Annotated in this window: 31 protein-coding genes; 1 reads left to right on the top strand and 30 read right to left on the bottom strand. The window is 58.7% G+C overall.

The genetic code is table 11. The features are described 5' to 3' along the window. Positions 1-56 precede the first annotated feature (56 nt). The 29 genes from RLO07_RS01465 to RLO07_RS01325 form a co-directional block, all read right to left on the bottom strand. Entirely contained in the window at positions 57-1,061 is a 1,005-nt protein-coding gene (locus tag RLO07_RS01465; protein ID WP_462290351.1) for a DNA-directed RNA polymerase subunit alpha, read from the bottom strand. Positions 1,062-1,098: 37 nt separating this feature from the next. Then, positions 1,099-1,719: a 30S ribosomal protein S4 gene (gene rpsD, locus RLO07_RS01460; protein ID WP_462290350.1), complete on the bottom strand. Its 621-nt coding sequence runs from the start codon at positions 1,717-1,719 to the stop codon at positions 1,099-1,101. A 20-nt stretch (positions 1,720-1,739) separates the two neighbouring features. After that, entirely contained in the window at positions 1,740-2,132 is a 393-nt protein-coding gene (gene rpsK / locus RLO07_RS01455; protein WP_304704044.1) for a 30S ribosomal protein S11, read from the bottom strand. A gap of 75 nt (positions 2,133-2,207) precedes the next feature. Beyond that, positions 2,208-2,564, bottom strand: a complete 357-nt coding sequence (gene rpsM / locus RLO07_RS01450; RefSeq protein WP_462290349.1) for a 30S ribosomal protein S13 — start codon at positions 2,562-2,564, stop codon at positions 2,208-2,210. A gap of 151 nt (positions 2,565-2,715) precedes the next feature. Continuing rightward, positions 2,716-2,832, bottom strand: coding sequence for a 50S ribosomal protein L36 (rpmJ, locus tag RLO07_RS01445; protein WP_462290348.1), 117 nt, complete (start codon positions 2,830-2,832; stop codon positions 2,716-2,718). A 30-nt stretch (positions 2,833-2,862) separates the two neighbouring features. After that, positions 2,863-4,185, bottom strand: a complete 1,323-nt coding sequence (secY, locus tag RLO07_RS01440; protein WP_462290347.1) for a preprotein translocase subunit SecY — start codon at positions 4,183-4,185, stop codon at positions 2,863-2,865. Beyond that, entirely contained in the window at positions 4,186-4,620 is a 435-nt protein-coding gene (rplO, locus tag RLO07_RS01435; RefSeq protein WP_462290414.1) for a 50S ribosomal protein L15, read from the bottom strand. A 15-nt stretch (positions 4,621-4,635) separates the two neighbouring features. Further along, positions 4,636-4,818: a 50S ribosomal protein L30 gene (gene rpmD / locus RLO07_RS01430; protein WP_462290346.1), complete on the bottom strand. Its 183-nt coding sequence runs from the start codon at positions 4,816-4,818 to the stop codon at positions 4,636-4,638. Between the two features lie 18 nt (positions 4,819-4,836). Then, entirely contained in the window at positions 4,837-5,349 is a 513-nt protein-coding gene (gene rpsE, locus RLO07_RS01425) for a 30S ribosomal protein S5 (protein WP_462290345.1), read from the bottom strand. Between the two features lie 9 nt (positions 5,350-5,358). Then, on the bottom strand, positions 5,359-5,709 hold the full coding sequence (gene rplR / locus RLO07_RS01420) for a 50S ribosomal protein L18 (protein ID WP_462290344.1): 351 nt from the start codon (positions 5,707-5,709) through the stop codon (positions 5,359-5,361). Positions 5,710-5,719: 10 nt separating this feature from the next. Next, positions 5,720-6,247, bottom strand: a complete 528-nt coding sequence (gene rplF, locus RLO07_RS01415; protein ID WP_462290343.1) for a 50S ribosomal protein L6 — start codon at positions 6,245-6,247, stop codon at positions 5,720-5,722. 24 nt (positions 6,248-6,271) lie between these two features. After that, positions 6,272-6,667, bottom strand: a complete 396-nt coding sequence (gene rpsH, locus RLO07_RS01410; protein WP_462290342.1) for a 30S ribosomal protein S8 — start codon at positions 6,665-6,667, stop codon at positions 6,272-6,274. Positions 6,668-6,682: 15 nt separating this feature from the next. After that, positions 6,683-6,988 carry a 30S ribosomal protein S14 gene (gene rpsN / locus RLO07_RS01405; protein WP_462290341.1) on the bottom strand — a complete coding sequence of 102 codons (306 nt, stop codon included), beginning with the start codon at positions 6,986-6,988 and terminating at the stop codon, positions 6,683-6,685. 10 nt (positions 6,989-6,998) lie between these two features. Beyond that, on the bottom strand, positions 6,999-7,538 hold the full coding sequence (rplE, locus tag RLO07_RS01400; RefSeq protein WP_462290340.1) for a 50S ribosomal protein L5: 540 nt from the start codon (positions 7,536-7,538) through the stop codon (positions 6,999-7,001). Between the two features lie 23 nt (positions 7,539-7,561). Continuing rightward, positions 7,562-7,876, bottom strand: coding sequence for a 50S ribosomal protein L24 (rplX, locus tag RLO07_RS01395; protein ID WP_462290339.1), 315 nt, complete (start codon positions 7,874-7,876; stop codon positions 7,562-7,564). A 27-nt stretch (positions 7,877-7,903) separates the two neighbouring features. Beyond that, entirely contained in the window at positions 7,904-8,272 is a 369-nt protein-coding gene (rplN, locus tag RLO07_RS01390) for a 50S ribosomal protein L14 (RefSeq protein ID WP_350144897.1), read from the bottom strand. Between the two features lie 40 nt (positions 8,273-8,312). After that, a complete protein-coding gene (rpsQ, locus tag RLO07_RS01385; RefSeq protein ID WP_462290338.1) occupies positions 8,313-8,579 on the bottom strand; it encodes a 30S ribosomal protein S17 in 267 nt (88 codons plus the stop codon). A 2-nt stretch (positions 8,580-8,581) separates the two neighbouring features. Further along, positions 8,582-8,773, bottom strand: coding sequence for a 50S ribosomal protein L29 (gene rpmC / locus RLO07_RS01380; protein ID WP_462290337.1), 192 nt, complete (start codon positions 8,771-8,773; stop codon positions 8,582-8,584). Further along, complete coding sequence (rplP, locus tag RLO07_RS01375; protein WP_290742613.1) at positions 8,773-9,186, bottom strand: 50S ribosomal protein L16; 414 nt, start codon at positions 9,184-9,186, stop codon at positions 8,773-8,775. Before rplP ends, rpmC begins: the two co-directional genes overlap by 1 nt. Positions 9,187-9,197: 11 nt before the next feature. Continuing rightward, entirely contained in the window at positions 9,198-9,869 is a 672-nt protein-coding gene (gene rpsC, locus RLO07_RS01370; RefSeq protein WP_462290336.1) for a 30S ribosomal protein S3, read from the bottom strand. Positions 9,870-9,886: 17 nt separating this feature from the next. Beyond that, positions 9,887-10,225 carry a 50S ribosomal protein L22 gene (gene rplV, locus RLO07_RS01365; RefSeq protein WP_462290335.1) on the bottom strand — a complete coding sequence of 113 codons (339 nt, stop codon included), beginning with the start codon at positions 10,223-10,225 and terminating at the stop codon, positions 9,887-9,889. Between the two features lie 28 nt (positions 10,226-10,253). After that, entirely contained in the window at positions 10,254-10,529 is a 276-nt protein-coding gene (gene rpsS, locus RLO07_RS01360; protein ID WP_350144909.1) for a 30S ribosomal protein S19, read from the bottom strand. Positions 10,530-10,565: 36 nt separating this feature from the next. Next, complete coding sequence (rplB, locus tag RLO07_RS01355) at positions 10,566-11,393, bottom strand: 50S ribosomal protein L2 (protein WP_462290334.1); 828 nt, start codon at positions 11,391-11,393, stop codon at positions 10,566-10,568. A 14-nt stretch (positions 11,394-11,407) separates the two neighbouring features. Continuing rightward, positions 11,408-11,704 (bottom strand): 50S ribosomal protein L23, encoded by a 297-nt coding sequence (rplW, locus tag RLO07_RS01350; protein WP_350144913.1) that lies wholly within the window; start codon positions 11,702-11,704, stop codon positions 11,408-11,410. After that, positions 11,701-12,318, bottom strand: a complete 618-nt coding sequence (gene rplD / locus RLO07_RS01345) for a 50S ribosomal protein L4 (protein ID WP_462290333.1) — start codon at positions 12,316-12,318, stop codon at positions 11,701-11,703. Before rplD ends, rplW begins: the two co-directional genes overlap by 4 nt. 18 nt (positions 12,319-12,336) lie before the next feature. Then, a complete protein-coding gene (gene rplC / locus RLO07_RS01340; protein ID WP_462290332.1) occupies positions 12,337-12,972 on the bottom strand; it encodes a 50S ribosomal protein L3 in 636 nt (211 codons plus the stop codon). 123 nt (positions 12,973-13,095) lie between these two features. Continuing rightward, on the bottom strand, positions 13,096-13,407 hold the full coding sequence (gene rpsJ / locus RLO07_RS01335; protein ID WP_462290331.1) for a 30S ribosomal protein S10: 312 nt from the start codon (positions 13,405-13,407) through the stop codon (positions 13,096-13,098). 130 nt (positions 13,408-13,537) lie between these two features. Next, complete coding sequence (locus tag RLO07_RS01330) at positions 13,538-13,852, bottom strand: TraR/DksA family transcriptional regulator (RefSeq protein WP_462290330.1); 315 nt, start codon at positions 13,850-13,852, stop codon at positions 13,538-13,540. A gap of 127 nt (positions 13,853-13,979) precedes the next feature. Continuing rightward, positions 13,980-14,225, bottom strand: a complete 246-nt coding sequence (locus tag RLO07_RS01325) for a YdcH family protein (protein ID WP_462290329.1) — start codon at positions 14,223-14,225, stop codon at positions 13,980-13,982. 260 nt (positions 14,226-14,485) lie between these two features. Between RLO07_RS01325 and RLO07_RS01320 the strand changes: the two genes are divergently transcribed. Continuing rightward, positions 14,486-14,845, top strand: coding sequence for an NINE protein (locus RLO07_RS01320; RefSeq protein WP_462290413.1), 360 nt, complete (start codon positions 14,486-14,488; stop codon positions 14,843-14,845). A gap of 60 nt (positions 14,846-14,905) precedes the next feature. Here RLO07_RS01320 and RLO07_RS01315 read toward each other — a convergent pair. Beyond that, a partial coding sequence (locus RLO07_RS01315) for an EF-Tu C-terminal domain-related protein (RefSeq protein WP_462290412.1) occupies positions 14,906-15,044 on the bottom strand: 139 nt, incomplete at its 5' end.

Below are 15,044 nucleotides of genomic sequence, written 5' to 3'. Positions count from 1 at the left end.
TTACTTTCCTATACTGTCTGTGCTATCTCAGCACTGCCAACTGTTAACTCGGGAGCTTAGATGCTCAGCACCCGGTCGTCGTTTCTGAGGCTGGCCGGCGGCCAGTTGTCCAGGCGCATACCCAGGGACAAGCCGCGAGACGCCAGTACATCCTTTATTTCGGTCAGTGACTTCTTGCCCAGGTTGGGAGTTTTCAGCAACTCCACCTCTGTACGCTGAACCAGGTCACCGATGTAGTAAATATTCTCTGCCTTGAGGCAGTTGGCCGAGCGAACGGTGAGTTCGAGATCGTCCACCGGGCGCAGCAGAATCGGGTCGACTTCGTCTTCCTCGACCACGGACTCGCTGTGGCTCTCGCTTTCCAGGTCCACGAACACAGCCAGCTGCTGCTGGAGGATGGTCGCCGCGCGACGGATGGCTTCCTCGGGATCAATGGTACCGTTGGTCTCGAGATCCAGTACCAGCTTGTCCAGGTCCGTGCGCTGCTCGACCCGGGCCGCTTCAACCACGTAGGAGACGCGATTGATGGGCGAGAAAGTGGCGTCCAGGTGCAGGCGACCAATGGAGCGGGTCTCTTCCTCGGGATTCTCGCGGGAGTCGGCGGGAGAGTAGCCGCGACCGCGTGCCACCGTCAGCTTCATGCTGACATGCGAGCTGCCAGTGAGCGTACAGATAACGTGCTCGGGATTGCGAATCTCGATATCGTGATCAACCTGGATATCACCCGCAGTGACGACACCCGGACCCTTGCGGCTCAAAGTCAGCTCGGCCTCTTCCTTGCCGCTCATGACCAGGGCCACGCCCTTCAGGTTCAGCAGGATTTCAATGACGTCTTCCTGCACGCCCTCAATGGCGCTGTATTCGTGCTCAACACCGTCGATCTCGACTTCAGTGATAGCGCAGCCTGGCATTGAAGACAGCAGTATGCGACGCAGGGCATTGCCAAGAGTATGGCCAAAGCCCCGCTCCAGCGGCTCCAGAGTGACCTGGGCGCGGGTACTGGTCTTCTCTTCGACGTTGATCACGCGCGGAGTCAAAAATTCGTTTACTGCAATCTGCATTCTGGCACCTGTATGAGTAGGTTGGTCCTGAGTCGGATTACTTGGAGTACAGTTCCACGATCAGGTTTTCATTGATCTCGGAAGACAGGTCCTGACGCTCAGGGGCTGACTTGAAAACTCCTTCCAGCTTCTCGCTGTTGAAGTCTATCCACTCGGGCTCGCCACGCTGGGCAGCCAGGGCCATGGCAGACTGCACCCGCAGCTGCTTTTTGGCTTTTTCGCGCAAGGAAACGATGTCACCGGCCTGCACCTGGTAAGAAGGCACATTTACCACGGCGCCATTGACCAGGATGCCCTTGTGGCTGACCAGCTGCCGCGACTCGGCGCGGGTGGACCCAAACCCCATGCGGTAGACCACATTGTCGAGGCGACTTTCCAGCAGCTGCAACAGGTTCTCACCGGTTGCGCCCTTGAGGCGAGCAGCTTCCTTGTAATAGTTCCGAAACTGCTTCTCAAGGACACCGTAGATACGGCGTACTTTCTGCTTCTCGCGCAGCTGCACACCGTAGTCAGACAGACGGCCGCGACGGGCGCCGTGCTGGCCGGGAGCCGATTCGGGCTTGCACTTGCTTTCCAGCGCACGGACTCCGCTCTTCAGGAACAGATCTGTTCCTTCACGACGGGAGAGCTTGCACGTGGGTCCAATATATCGAGCCATGTCAAATATTCCTGTGAGCGCTAGACGCGACGTTTCTTGGGTGGACGGCAACCGTTATGCGGGATCGGCGTCACGTCGGTGATATTGGTGATCTTGTAGCCGCAGGAATTGAGCGCACGCACTGCTGACTCGCGACCCGGGCCGGGGCCTTTCACCTGCACATCAAGATTCTTCAGCCCGTATTCCTTGGCCGCTTCACCTGCGCGTTCCGCAGCGACCTGCGCAGCGAAGGGAGTGCTCTTGCGCGAGCCGCGGAAGCCGGAGCCGCCGGAAGTCGCCCAGCTCAGCGTATTGCCCTGGCGGTCGGTAATGGTGATGATCGTGTTGTTGAAAGACGCATGCACGTGGGCAATGCCGTCTACCACGGTCTTGGTAATCTTCTTGCGAGTGCTCTTGGCACCTGGCTTGGCCATACTTTGTTTCCTGCTTTAATATCAACACTGCACACGGGTGCAGCTACACTAAAAGGATTCGCCCGGGGCGACGCCCTACCGGCGAATCGGCTTGCGCGGACCCTTGCGGGTGCGGGCATTGGTCTTGGTGCGCTGACCACGCAGCGGCAAGCTGCGACGATGACGCAGGCCACGGTTGCAGCCCAGGTCCATCAGACGCTTGATATTCATCGACACTTCCCGGCGCAGGTCACCCTCTACCGTCAGATCGCCCACCCTGGTCCGCAGTGCGTCCATTTGCTCTTCACTGAGCTCACCGATCTTGCTGTTTTCAGCAACACCCGTATCGGCGCAGAGGCGCTTGGCCTGAGTGCGACCGACACCATATATATAGGTCAGGGCGATAACAGCGTGCTTGTTATCGGGTACGTTGACGCCGGCAATACGAGCCATCCAACTCTCTCCAAATACTCAAATCGTCGCTTTGCGCTGGGCAATCAAGCCCCACCCTGGAACCTGCTTGGCTCCGTGGGTGGGCGCGAAAGGCGCAGCATTCTAGCGGTATGTTTACTAAAAATCAACAGTCAGCAGCCCGGAACCGGGATCAGCCCTGGCGCTGTTTGTGACGGGGATCTGTATGACAGATCACACGCACGACACTGTTGCGACGAACGATCTTGCAGTTCCTGCAGACCTTCTTTACTGATGCACGTACTTTCATTTCGCTTTTCTCCAAAAACCGGCCATCCTGTCAGCGGCCGGAAGCACCATAAGTATTCAATTTCGCCTTCTTCATCACCGAATCGTACTGGTGCGACATCAGGTGACTCTGGACCTGGGCCATGAAGTCCATCACTACGACCACAACGATCAGCAGGGAGGTACCACCCAGATAAAACGGTACGTTCCACATCACCACCAGAAACTGGGGCATGAGGCAGACCAGCGCAATGTATGCCGATCCAAATACTGTCAACCTCGTCAATACGCCGTCTATATAGTTGGCGGTCTGCTGCCCGGGGCGGATGCCGGGGACAAACGCGCCGGAGCGCTTGAGGTTGTCGGCCACTTCCTGCGGGTTGAACATCAACGCCGTATAGAAGAAGCAGAAAAACACAATGAAGCCGGTGAACAGCAGGATGTTCAAAGGCTGCCCGGGGCCAATGGCCAGAGCGAGATCCTGCAGCCAGTCGGCAGAACCACTGGACCCGAACCACTGGGCGATCGAGGCCGGAAACAGCAATATGCTGCTGGCAAAGATCGCGGGAATCACCCCCGCCATGTTGACCTTCAGTGGCAGGTGCGAGCTCTGCGCCTGCATCATCTTGCGACCCTGCTGGCGCTTGGCGTAGTTCACCGTGATCCGCCGCTGGCCGCGCTCAATGAACACGATCATGTAGATCACCGCGATCGCCAGGGTCAGGATAAAGAGCAGCACGAGGATATTCAGCTCACCCTGCCGCGCCGACTCCAGTGACTGCCCAATGGCGGAGGGCAGGCCAGCGACAATGCCGGCAAAGATCAGCAACGAGATGCCGTTCCCCACACCTTTCTCGGTGATCTGCTCGCCCAGCCACATCATGAACACTGCGCCGGTGACCAGCGAGGTAATGGCAATCACGTAGAACACCACGGAGGCATCGTAGGACATGCCCTGGTTGGCCATGCCCACTGTCATGCCCGTCGCCTGGATGATCGCCAGCACCACCGTCAGGTAGCGCGTGTACTGACTGATCTTCCGCCTTCCGGATTCACCTTCCTTCTTCAAGGCCTCCAGCTGAGGCGTTACCGCCGACATCAATTGCATGATGATGGAGGCGGAGATATAGGGCATGATCCCCAGCGCGAGAATACTCATGCGCTCGAGTGCGCCACCGGAAAACATGTTCGCCAGACCGAGGATGGTGCCCTGGTTCTGATTGAACAGGGCCGCCAGCTGGGCAGGGTCAATACCCGGCACCGGGATATGGGTACCGATCCGGTAAACGATAATAGCCAGCAAAACGAAACGAAGGCGAGCAAAGAGCTCGCCCAGTCCGGCCTTGTTGCTACCTGGCAGCTGACCTTGTGCCATTTATTCCTCTACTTTCCCGCCGGCCTGTTCGATTGCCTCGCGGGCACCCTTGGTGATTGCCAGGCCCTTGAGGGTCAGCGGCCTGGTGACTTCGCCAGACAGGAACACACGCACGCGCAACACGTCCTGACGAATCACATCGGCGTCCTTGAGCGCCTCGAGATCCACCACATCGGACTGCACTGCGTTCAACTCGCCCAGGCGTACCTGCGCAGTCGTCCGCGAAACGCGCGAAGTGAAACCATATTTCGGCAGGCGCTTCTGCAGCGGCATCTGGCCGCCCTCGAAACCCGGACGAACAGTGCCGCCGGAACGGGACTTCTGCCCCTTGTGGCCGCGGCCGGCTGTCTTGCCGAGGCCACTGCCGATACCGCGTCCGACGCGCTTGGCGTCCTTGCGGGAGCCCGGGCTCGGGCTCAGGCTATTCAGTCGCAAAACATCAGACATGATCTATTCCTCGATCCGAACCATGTAGTTCACTTTGTTGATCATGCCGCGAACGGAAGGTGTGTCTTCCACCTCGACGGTATGACCGATGCGGCGCAGACCCAGGCCTGCGATACAGGCGCGATGGTTCTTCAGGCGACCGTGGACGCTCTTGATCTGCGTAACCTTGATTGTTGCTTTAGCCATGACTAGCCAACCCAGTAATTAGTTCAGAATTTCTTCAACAGTCTTGCCACGCTTGGCGGCAACATCTTCCGGAGCAACCATGTCGCGCAGGCCGTTAAAGGTCGCGCGCACCACGTTGACCGGGTTGGTGGAGCCATAGCACTTGGCCAGTACGTTGTGTACCCCGGCAATTTCCAGTACGGCGCGCATCGCGCCACCGGCAATCACGCCGGTACCCTCGGACGCGGGCTGCATGTACACCTTGGAGGCGCCGTGGCTGGCCTTGACCGGATACTGGATCGTGCCGTTGTTCAGGTCGACCTGAATCATGTTGCGACGAGCGGCCTCCATGGCCTTCTGGATCGCCACCGGCACCTCACGCGCCTTGCCGCGGCCAAAACCGACCTTGCCATTGCCATCGCCGACCACAGTGAGGGCGGTGAAGCTGAATATACGGCCACCCTTGACCACCTTGGCAACGCGGTTGACCTGTACCAGTTTCTCCTGGAGGTCACCGTCCTGCTGCTGCTTCTTCTGATCGTTAAACGCCATAGCCCTACCCTAGAATTCCAGTCCACTTTCACGGGCTGCGTCGGCAAGCGCCTTGACACGTCCGTGGTACTTGTAGCCAGCGCGATCAAACGCGACCTTGTCGACGCCTGCAGCCTTCGCCCGCTCGGCGACCAGCTTGCCTACCGCAGCGGCAGCGGTCTGGTTGCCAGTGCTGCCGCTGCGCAAGCTGCCGTCCAGCGTCGAAGCGCTGGCCAGAACACGATCGCCGGCAGGAGCAATAACCTGCGCATAGATGTGGCGCGGGGTACGGTGCACTGTCAGGCGGTTGACGCCCTGCTCACGCATCCGGTTGCGAGCGCGACGTGCGCGGCGCAGCCTTGATTCATTCTTTGCACTCATCTCAACCTACCTACTTCTTCTTGGCTTCTTTACGGCGAACGACTTCGTTCGCGTAACGAATACCCTTGCCCTTGTAAGGCTCCGGCGGACGGAAGCTGCGAATCTCTGCAGCGGCCTGGCCAACAGCCTGCTTGTCTATACCCTTGACGACGATTTCAGTCTGCGTCGGGGTCTCGGCGCTGACACCCTCTGGCAACTGATAGTCCACCGGGTGCGACAGGCCCACGGTCAGGTTCACCGTCTTGCCGTCCGCCTTGGCACGGTAGCCAACGCCGTTGAGAATCAGTTTCTTCTCCCAACCGTCACTGACACCGATGACCATATTGTTCAGCAGCGCACGCGTAGTGCCAGCCAGTGCGCTTGACTTGTCACTCTCATAGGCAATGGTCACCGCGCCGCCTTCCTGAGTGATGGCAATGCCCTCACCCATTTCAAGCGCCAATGTACCTCGACCACCCTTGACAGTGAGATCCCGACCACTCTGGTTGACTTCCACCCCTTTGGGCAGTTGTACCGGAAATTTTGCGACTCTAGACATGTTGAATGCCCTTCCTCAGTAATTCTAGAAAACGGTGCAGAGCACTTCGCCGCCGACACCGGCAGCCCGGGCAGCACGATCGGTCATCACACCCCGGGAGGTGGACACTATAGCTACACCCAGGCCTCCGCGGACTGTCGGCAACTCACCCTTGGCTGCATAATTGCGCAGGCCCGGACGGCTGACTCGATCAATCTCTGCAATAACCGGCTTGCCCTCGAAATACTTGAGCTCGATGCTCAGGCGCGGCTTGCCGGTGTCTGTCGCAGCTGCGAAATCACCAATGTAACCTTCTTGCTTCAGTACTTCCGCAACGGCGGCCTTGAGCTTGGAACCGGGCATCTCCACACGGGGCTTGCCGGCCATCTGGGCGTTGCGAATACGGGTCAGCATATCTGACAGCGGATCTTGCATACTCATGATCGAATCTCTCCGTTACCAGCTGGCTTTAACCAGACCAGGTACATCACCGCGCATCGCTGCTTCACGCAGCTTGTTACGGCACAGGCCAAATTTACGATAGACACCGTGAGGACGGCCGGTCAGCTGGCAGCGACGCTGCTTGCGCACCGGGCTGGCATCGCGGGGCAACTTCTGCAGCGCAATCTGTGCTTCCCACTTGGCGTCTTCGGTGGCGCCCTGATCGCTCAGGACCGCCTTCAACGCAGCCCGCTTGGCGGCATACTTTACTACCGTCTGCGCGCGCTTCTTCTCACGTGCGATCATCGATTTCTTAGCCATGGTAAGCCTCTTAACCTTTCAGGGGGAAGTTGAAGGCACGCAGCAGCGCGCGGCCTTCATCATCCGTACGAGCCGTGGTGGTGATGGTAATGTCCATGCCACGCAAGGTGTCCACCTGGTCGTACTCGATTTCCGGGAAAATAATCTGCTCGCTCACGCCCATGGCGAAATTGCCGCGACCGTCAAAGGACTTCGGGCTAACGCCGCGGAAGTCGCGAATACGCGGGATGGCGATGCTGATCAGGCGGTCCAGGAACTCGTACATCCGCTCCGAGCGCAGGGTGACCTTGCAGCCAATTGGCCAGCCGTCGCGGATCTTGAAGCCGGCGATGGACTTGCGCGCCAGAGTGATGATGGGCTTCTGGCCGGAGATTTTCTCCATGTCCGCTACCGCGTTTTCCAGAACCTTCTTGTCGCCCACGGCCTCGCCAACACCCATGTTCAGGGTAATCTTGGTGATGCGCGGAATCTCCATCACGTTCTTCAGACCCAGCTCTTCCTGCAGCCGGGGAGCAAGCTCGCTATTGTATCTTTCTTTCAACGTTGCCATGTCTTTTACCCTTGACACCCGACTCAGGCGTCAATCGCCTCGCCACTGGATTTGAAGATACGCACCTTGGTATCCCCATCAACTTTGTAACCAACCTTGTCGGCCTTGCTGGTGGCGGGGTTGTAGATCGCCACATTGGAGACCTGAATGGGGGCCTCCTGCTCAACAATACCGCCAGCCACACCCATTTGCGGATTGGGCTTGGTGTGCTTTTTCACCATGTTGATGCCTGCAACAACCACCCGGTTGTCAGCCATCACCTTGCGAACCTTCCCGCGCTTACCCTTGTCCTTGCCGGCCAGGATAACCACTTCATCATCGCGCTTGATCTTGGACATTTCCTTTCCTCTCCTCCTGGGGCCGAATCAGATAACTTCCGGCGCCAGGGAAATGATCTTCATGAACTTCTCGCCGCGCAGCTCACGAGTTACGGGGCCAAATATACGGGTACCAATGGGCGCCTGCTGGTTGTTCAGCAGAACTGCCGCATTGTCGTCAAACTTGATCAGCGAGCCGTCGGGGCGACGCACACCCTTGCGGGTACGCACCACAACCGCGGTCATGACCTGGCCCTTCTTGACCTTGCCCCGGGGAATCGCTTCCTTGACAGTCACCTTGATCAGGTCGCCCACACGCGCATAGCGACGCTTGGAGCCACCCAGCACCTTGATACACATCACCCGGCGGGCACCGCTGTTGTCAGCGACATCCAAATACGACTCTGTCTGAATCATCTCTTACTCCAAACTGCGGCCAGACCGCAAAATACAGCGCTTATACCTGTGGGGCACTTTCCACGACTTCGAGCAACTTCCAGGTCTTGCTCTTGGAAATGGGCCGCGACTCGGTAACCTTGACGGTATCGCCAATACCACACACATTCTCTTCATCATGCGCATGGATCTTGGAAGAGCGGGTAATGTACTTGCCGTACACCGGGTGCTTGACCCGACGCTCAATCAGAACCGTGATGGTTTTGTCCATTTTGTTGCTGACAACCTTGCCGGTCGCCGTCCGTATCCGCTTCTCTGCACCAGACATGTTCAGTTACCCGCCTTTTCATTCAGTACAGTCTTGACGCGTGCGATGTCGCGCTGGTTCTGTTGCAGCAGATGTGTCTGCCCAAGCTGACCAGTTGACTTCTGCATCCGCAGCTTGAACTGCTCTTCACGCAGGGTAAGCAACTGCTTGTTCAGGTCCTCCGCGGACTTATCACGCAATTCGCTAGCTTTCATCACATCACCGACCGTTTTACAAATGTTGTCGCCACCGGGATCTTGGCAGCTGCCAGCGCGAATGCTTCACGCGCAAGCTCCTCGGATACGCCCTGCACTTCGTACAGCACCTTTCCGGGCTGAACCTGTGCCACCCAGTACTCAACGTTACCCTTGCCCTTGCCCTGACGAACTTCCAGTGGCTTGCCGGTAATCGGCTTGTCCGGGAAGACGCGGATCCAGATCTTGCCACCACGCTTGATGTGGCGTGTCATCGCACGACGGGCCGCCTCGATCTGCCGCGCCGTAATACGGCCGCGGCCAGTCGCCTTCAAACCGAATTCGCCGAAGCTTACCTTGCTGCCACGCTCGGCCAGGCCGCGATTGCGGCCCTTCATCATCTTGCGAAATTTAGTACGCTTTGGTTGAAGCATCTGCGTAACCCTTAATTAGTTGCTGTCTTCTTGGCGCCGTCGGAATGGCCTTCAGTGCCAATCACTTCACCCTTGAAGATCCACACCTTGACCCCGATGATGCCGTAGGTCGTGGATGCCTCGTAGGTGGCGTAATCAATATCCGCACGCAGGGTGTGCAGCGGCACACGACCTTCGCGGTACCATTCGGTACGGGCAATCTCGGCACCGCCCAGGCGACCACCCACCTGGATCTTGATACCCTCCGCACCCTGGCGCATGGCGTTCTGCACCACACGCTTCATCGCCCGGCGAAACATCACCCGGCGCTCAAGCTGCTGCGCCACGTTCTGGGCGACTAGCTTGGCATCCAGATCCGGCTTGCGGATCTCTTCGATGTTGATGTGCACGGGCACACCCATCAGCTCGGCCAGCTTCTTGCGCAGACCATCCACGTCCTCACCCTTCTTGCCAATAACAATGCCGGGGCGGGCAGTGTGAATGGTGATTCGTGCAGTCTGCGCCGGACGCTCGATTACTACACGGCTGACCGACGCGTGGTCCAGCGTCTTCTCGATGTACTTGCGCACAGCGAGGTCGGTGATCAGCGTCTTCGCATAGTTTTTGCTATCCGCATACCAGATCGAATTATGATCCTTGACGATTCCCAACCGTATGCCGACCGGATGTACTTTCTGACCCATGTGGTCTTCTCCTGAACTTAGCTTTGGCCGTCTGCAACTTTCACTGTGATATGACAGGTGCGCTTTAAAATCCGATCAGCGCGACCCTTGGCTCGAGGCCGCAGACGCTTCATGGTCATACCTTCATCCACGAAGATGCTGGACACTTTCAACTCGTCCACGTCCGCACCTTCATTGTTTTCCGCGTTGGCAATCGCAGAGTCAAGGATCTTCTTGACAATATGGGCCGCCTTCTTGGTGCTGAATTCCAGCAGGCTCAGCGCCTCTTCCACGGGCTTGCCACGTACCTGGTCTGCGACCAGGCGGGCTTTCTGGGCCGAGATCCGCGCGCCTTTCAGTCTTGCTGCAACTTCCATCTTCCTAAACCTCGCTATAGACCAGCGCTCAGCGCTTCGCCTTCTTGTCCACAATGTGGCCCTTGAACGTACGGGTCGCCGCAAATTCACCGAGCTTGTGACCAACCATGTCTTCGTTGATCAACACCGGAACGTGCTGCCGGCCGTTGTGAACGGCGATCGTCAGACCAACCATATCGGGCGATATCATGGAACGGCGCGACCAGGTCTTGATCGGACGACGATCGTTGCTCTCAATCGCGGCTTCGACTTTCTTAATCAAGTGAAGGTCGATAAATGGACCTTTCTTCAGTGAACGCGGCACAGTGTCTTCCTCTAATCTCTAGTCTGTCGACCGAACTTACTTCTTGCCACGACGGCGTATAATGAGGCCGTCAGTGCGCTTGTTCGAGCGCGTCTTGTATCCCTTGGTCGGAGTACCCCAGGGGCTGACCGGATGACGGCCACCGGAGGTGCGACCCTCGCCACCACCATGCGGGTGATCGACCGGGTTCATCGCCACACCGCGAACAGTCGGGCGCACACCGCGCCAGCGCGTGGCGCCAGCCTTGCCGAGCTTGCGCAGGCTGTGCTCGGAGTTCGACACTTCGCCCAGGGTTGCGCGGCAGTCGGACAGCACCTTGCGCATTTCGCCAGAGCGCAAGCGCAGTGTCGCGTACTGGCCTTCCCGAGCGACCAGCTGGATGGAAGCACCCGCCGAGCGTGCAAGCTGGGCACCCTTGCCCGGCTTCAATTCGACCGCATGGATCACGGAGCCCACCGGGATGTTGCGCAGCGGCAGGCAGTTGCCGTTCTTGATCGGCGCTGCGGCACCGGACTGCAGGGCATCACCGGCCTTCACACCCTTGGGTGCGATAATGTAGCGGCGCTCGCCATCAGCGAACAGCAGCAGCGCAATGTGCGCGGTACGGTTCGGGTCATATTCAATCCGCTCAACCTTGGCCGGGATACCGTCCTTGGTGCGCTTGAAATCAATGATGCGGTAGTGCTGCTTGTGGCCGCCACCGATGTGCCGCGTGGTGATACGACCGTTGTTGTTGCGGCCACCATTGCGGGTCTGCTTTTCCAGCAGCGGGGCATAGGGAGCGCCCTTGTGCAGGTCCTCAGTCGTCACACGGACGACGTGACGACGTCCGGGCGAAGTGGGCTTACTTGTTAATACTGCCATCTCGAACCTACTCCTTATTCAGCCACGGCAAAGTCAATGTCCTGACCCTGCTCCAGTTGAACATATGCTTTCTTCCAGGTCGGCTTGGCGCTCAGGCCGTACTTGTTGCGCTTGACCTTGCCCTTGACCTTGAGAGTCTGGACCGCGTCAACCTTGACCTTGAACAGCTGCTCAACCGACTTCTTGATTTCGGCCTTGGTTGCGTTGACCGCAACCTTGAACACGTACTGGTTATTACTGTCTGCCAGCACCGCGGCCTTTTCGGACACGTGCGGGGCGACCAGCACCTGGAAAATTCGCTCCTGGTTCATGCCAGCATCTCCTCAAACTTCTTCACCGCATCGACGGTGACCATCACCTTGTCATAGGCGATCAGGCTGACCGGGTCCACGCCGTCGACATCGCGCACGTCCACCTTGTGCAGGTTGCGAGCCGCGAGATACAGGTTTTCACCCAGCTCCGAGGTCACGATCAGCACGTTGTCGAGCCCGTATTCACCCAGCTGCTGCACCAGCAGCTTGGTCTTCGGCGCCTCAATCTCGACACTTTCAACCACCAGCAGGCGACCCTGGCGGGCCAGCTCGGACATGATTGAACGCATGGCCGCGCGGTACATCTTGCGGTTCACTTTCTGCGAATGATCCTGCGGCCGGGCCGCAAAGGTCACACCGCCGCTGCGCCAGATGGGCGAACGAATGGTTCCCGCTCGGGCGCGGCCGGTGCCCTTCTGGCGCCACGGCTTCTTGCCACCGCCACTCACTTCAGAGCGGGTCTTCTGGGCCCGGGTGCCCTGACGGGCGCCGGCCAGATAGGCAGTAACCACCTGGTGAACCAGGTCCTCATTGTACTCGCGGGCAAAGGCGACATCAGACACGGAAACCGTGCCCGCTGTGGCGTTACCTGGCTTGACTACACTCAATTCCACGCTAGAGACCCCCTAACCTTAAGCCTTGACCGCGGGACGCACGATCACGTCGCCGCCGGGTGCACCGGGGACAGCGCCCTTGATGAGGAGCAGGTTCCGCTCCAGATCAACGCGCACGATTTCCAACCCCTGGGTGGTGACATTCTCTGCACCCATGTGCCCGGACATCTTCTTGCCCTTGAAAACGCGACCAGGCGTTTGGCACTGGCCGATGGAACCCGGGGCACGGTGCGACAGGGAGTTGCCGTGGGTAGCGTCCTGCATGGAAAAGTTCCAGCGCTTGATAACGCCCTGGAAACCCTTGCCCTTGGACTTGCCCGCCACATCAACTTTCTGCCCGGCCTCGAAGCGCTCTACGGTCAATTCGGAACCGACAGCGGGAGCGTCATCGCTCGCACCGAGGCGGAATTCCCACAAACCGTAGCCCGCCTCGACACCCGCCTTGGCGAAGTGTCCGGCTTCTGATTTACTCACTTTCGAGGCCTTGCGGTTGCCCGCAGTCACCTGAATCGCACGATAGCCGTGGCTCTCGAGCTCTTTGATCTGAGTAACCCGGTTTGGAGAGACCTCCACTACGGTTACTGGGATGGATGCGCCGTCCTCGGTAAAAACACGAGTCATACCGGACTTGCGGCCGACTAAGCCAATAGTCATTTTGCTAACCTCTCAGTGTACGGGGCTTACCCTCTATGGCCGCCCCGCCTTGCTTTAAAGAACCGGGCGTTACACACCCGCAGACCATGTGGGCCTGCGGGCAGGTCTTGCTACAAATTGTAGTTAACCAAGACTGATCTGTACTTCCACACCTGCTGCCAGGTCCAGTTTCATCAGGGCGTCCACGGTTTTTTCCGTGGGCTCCACGATGTCCAACAGACGCTTGTGAGTACGAATCTCGTACTGATCACGCGCATCTTTATTAACGTGCGGTGAAATCAGCACGGTGAACTTTTCTTTCCGGGTCGGAAGCGGGATCGGCCCCTTGACCTGGGCACCGGTACGGCGTGCCGTTTCCACGATCTCCTGAGTAGACGTATCTATCAGGCGGTGGTCGAAAGCCTTGAGGCGAATACGAATGCGTTGACTCTGCACCAGACCTAACTCCAATCAATAAAAAACCAGGGGTCCGCGAAGGAGCCCCCCGAAAAAGGAACGCGAATTCTAATGAGCGCCTACCTGCCTGTCAAGCAGGCCTCCGGATTATTTTAGCGGGGCGCGCCACTTATTGCGCACATTTCACACACAACACGGTTTCCGGCAAGACCTCAAGCCGGCCCGGGGCAATTTCGTCGCCGCAACGCTCGCAGATTCCGTAGAGCCCCTCGTCCAGCCGCGCCAGAGCCGCCTTGACATCGCGGAGGGACTGCTCGGTCTCCACCCCAATGGCTTCCTCGACCTCATCGTTCTCGCGCTCCTGTGCCTGCTCAGCCGAGTCGATCGAGTGACTGCGGGTAACATCGCGCTTGATGCTGGCGAGACGCTGCTCAAGTCCTGCCAGCTTTGCTTCGAGCTGGGCCCGAATTGCCGATTCCGTCACATCATACCTCCTCTACATTTATTGGGACGCCCGGTCAGGGACGCCCGGTCAGGGACGCCTGGTCATGGGCGCCTGGCCGCCGCACCTGGCCGGCTGCCGCACCTGGCCGGCCGCACCTAGCCGGCACCTAGCCGGCCGCCGCATTCAACATGCAGTACAGGGCGTCCTTGAGGTGCAAGCGACGCACCTTGGCCTGCTCCTCTGTATGTGTCGCCACCGGCGTCACTTCATTTTCCATGTTCTCAATGCTTCGCGTCAGCTCGTGGTACTCGTCAAACAGCTTGCGGAAGTGTGCGTCCCCCATTTTCAGTTCGTGGATGCGGTCGCGAAATTCCGGAAATTCGTGGATAAGGTCATGGTGTTCTACTGACATGGTGACTCCTTGTGAATCGGGCTGATTTTGCCACTTCGGCAGCATAGTGCAGCCGCGGCCTCGACTCCATGATCCAGATCAGGCCCGGCCAGGTCAGGCCCGGCCAGATCAGGCCCGGCCCGGCCGGGCAGGCTATCCAGATGTCCTGCCCGCGACACCAACTTGTGCTTGACCCGAAGTCGGCTGCAGCAGACGATAGGGGCACACATTGTACGGAGTTCAGGCCAGTGCGGGAAGGCAACGAGACACATTCGGTATTCATGGGCTACCTGCTCTGGATTTTCGGCTTCATGGGGGCCCACCGCTTCTATTATGGGCGGCAGATTACCGGTGTCATCTGGTTCTTTACCCTGGGGCTGCTGTTCATTGGCTGGATTATCGACCTGTTCCTGATACCCGGCATGTCCCGGGCCGCGGACCGGCGCTACAGCGAAGGTCCGGTCGACTACAACCTCGCCTGGATACTGTTGACCTTCCTGGGAATCTTCGGGGTCCACCGCTTCTACATGGGCAAGATCATCACCGGTCTGATCTACCTGCTGACTGTGGGCCTGTTCGGCCTGGGGATACTGTACGACTTCCTGACCCTGAACGGGCAGATTTCCGAGAAGAACCGGTAGCCGGGTCCAGAAACGAAAAAGCCCGGCACCAGGCCGGGCTATGCGTTAACGCTCGAGCTCTTACTCGATGATCTTGGCGACGACGCCGGCACCCACGGTGCGGCCGCCTTCGCGGATCGCAAAGCGCAGACCGTCTTCCATCGCGATCGGCGCAATCAGGGTCACAACCATCTGCACGTTGTCACCCGGCATTACCATC

Source organism: Haliea sp., from assembly GCF_040221975.1.
GTDB lineage: Bacteria > Pseudomonadota > Gammaproteobacteria > Pseudomonadales > Halieaceae > Haliea.
Note: the sequence above shows the minus strand (reverse complement) of the source record. Positions and strands in the feature narration are given on the sequence as shown.

Bases quoted from the DNA above. Each gene is read 5' to 3' on its own strand.
- rpsQ (WP_462290338.1), bottom strand. From the start codon at position 8,579: ATGTCTGGTGCAGAGAAGCGGATACGGACGGCGACCGGCAAGGTTGTC.
- rplV (WP_462290335.1), bottom strand. From the start codon at position 10,225: ATGGAAGTTGCAGCAAGACTGAAAGGCGCGCGGATCTCGGCCCAGAAA.
- RLO07_RS01320 (WP_462290413.1), top strand. From the start codon at position 14,486: ATGGGCTACCTGCTCTGGATTTTCGGCTTCATGGGGGCCCACCGCTTC.
- rpsK (WP_304704044.1), bottom strand. From the start codon at position 2,132: ATGGCCAAGCCAGGTGCCAAGAGCACTCGCAAGAAGATTACCAAGACC.
- rplX (WP_462290339.1), bottom strand. From the start codon at position 7,876: ATGTCCAAGATCAAGCGCGATGATGAAGTGGTTATCCTGGCCGGCAAG.
- rpsM (WP_462290349.1), bottom strand. From the start codon at position 2,564: ATGGCTCGTATTGCCGGCGTCAACGTACCCGATAACAAGCACGCTGTT.
- rplE (WP_462290340.1), bottom strand. From the start codon at position 7,538: ATGGCAACGTTGAAAGAAAGATACAATAGCGAGCTTGCTCCCCGGCTG.
- rpmD (WP_462290346.1), bottom strand. From the start codon at position 4,818: ATGGCTAAAGCAACAATCAAGGTTACGCAGATCAAGAGCGTCCACGGT.
- RLO07_RS01465 (WP_462290351.1), bottom strand. From the start codon at position 1,061: ATGCAGATTGCAGTAAACGAATTTTTGACTCCGCGCGTGATCAACGTC.
- rplB (WP_462290334.1), bottom strand. From the start codon at position 11,393: ATGGCAGTATTAACAAGTAAGCCCACTTCGCCCGGACGTCGTCACGTC.
- rpsC (WP_462290336.1), bottom strand. From the start codon at position 9,869: ATGGGTCAGAAAGTACATCCGGTCGGCATACGGTTGGGAATCGTCAAG.
- rplP (WP_290742613.1), bottom strand. From the start codon at position 9,186: ATGCTTCAACCAAAGCGTACTAAATTTCGCAAGATGATGAAGGGCCGC.
- rpmC (WP_462290337.1), bottom strand. From the start codon at position 8,773: ATGAAAGCTAGCGAATTGCGTGATAAGTCCGCGGAGGACCTGAACAAG.
- rplW (WP_350144913.1), bottom strand. From the start codon at position 11,704: ATGAACCAGGAGCGAATTTTCCAGGTGCTGGTCGCCCCGCACGTGTCC.
- rpsE (WP_462290345.1), bottom strand. From the start codon at position 5,349: ATGGCGTTTAACGATCAGAAGAAGCAGCAGCAGGACGGTGACCTCCAG.
- rpsN (WP_462290341.1), bottom strand. From the start codon at position 6,988: ATGGCTAAGAAATCGATGATCGCACGTGAGAAGAAGCGCGCGCAGACG.
- rplR (WP_462290344.1), bottom strand. From the start codon at position 5,709: ATGAGTGCAAAGAATGAATCAAGGCTGCGCCGCGCACGTCGCGCTCGC.
- rplC (WP_462290332.1), bottom strand. From the start codon at position 12,972: ATGACTATTGGCTTAGTCGGCCGCAAGTCCGGTATGACTCGTGTTTTT.
- RLO07_RS01325 (WP_462290329.1), bottom strand. From the start codon at position 14,225: ATGTCAGTAGAACACCATGACCTTATCCACGAATTTCCGGAATTTCGC.
- rplN (WP_350144897.1), bottom strand. From the start codon at position 8,272: ATGATTCAGACAGAGTCGTATTTGGATGTCGCTGACAACAGCGGTGCC.
- rpsH (WP_462290342.1), bottom strand. From the start codon at position 6,667: ATGAGTATGCAAGATCCGCTGTCAGATATGCTGACCCGTATTCGCAAC.
- rplF (WP_462290343.1), bottom strand. From the start codon at position 6,247: ATGTCTAGAGTCGCAAAATTTCCGGTACAACTGCCCAAAGGGGTGGAA.
- rpmJ (WP_462290348.1), bottom strand. From the start codon at position 2,832: ATGAAAGTACGTGCATCAGTAAAGAAGGTCTGCAGGAACTGCAAGATC.
- rpsD (WP_462290350.1), bottom strand. From the start codon at position 1,719: ATGGCTCGATATATTGGACCCACGTGCAAGCTCTCCCGTCGTGAAGGA.
- secY (WP_462290347.1), bottom strand. From the start codon at position 4,185: ATGGCACAAGGTCAGCTGCCAGGTAGCAACAAGGCCGGACTGGGCGAG.